This is a genomic window from Virgibacillus sp. M23 (genome assembly GCF_034190895.1).
Taxonomy (GTDB): domain Bacteria; phylum Bacillota; class Bacilli; order Bacillales; family Amphibacillaceae; genus Virgibacillus; species Virgibacillus salarius.
In genome coordinates this window covers 1-488 of the sequence record NZ_JAWDHA010000217.1, presented here as the reverse complement: position 1 = coordinate 488, position 488 = coordinate 1, and the positions used below count along the sequence as shown (strand labels likewise).

The 488-nt window shown below is 29.3% G+C and carries 1 protein-coding gene; it reads left to right on the top strand.

Annotated elements, in window-relative coordinates; genetic code table 11:
• Positions 1–488: hypothetical protein (locus RVS70_RS22170; protein WP_321134870.1), on the top strand; the 488-nt coding region annotated here is incomplete at both ends.

Sequence of the window (488 nt, the reverse complement as noted above, 5' to 3'; positions counted from 1 at the left end):
TTAATACACAGGTCTCTAATCAACTAGCGGTTATACATGGAAAGTATAACCCTGCTGTACATACACAAACAAAGGCGGATTCTGAGATTAACATTTTCTTGTTAAGTGATGAATACAAGAAAGAGTTAAAAAAACAGTTTCAACTATTCTCTAAATCTATTAAAGAGAATAACGATGTATTACTTAAAATCCAAGCAATTGATGTTGCTCGATTCCCATTAAAGGTAAAAGAAGATTATTTGCGTCAAATGAAAAAAACAATTGAATTTTTCGGAAAATTATTATCGATTATTAATACTGAAATCTTGTCTCTTGAAAAAGGGTATTACCTTGAGAAGGATTCTTTACAGCTTGAAAAAGAGATGAACATGTTATCTGAGTGTATAAAAGAGCTTAGAGATAAAACTATTTCTATTGTTGATAATCATTTAATTAAAGAAACTGATGGTGAAACATACAATATTGATAGTGTCGAAATGATCCTAAGT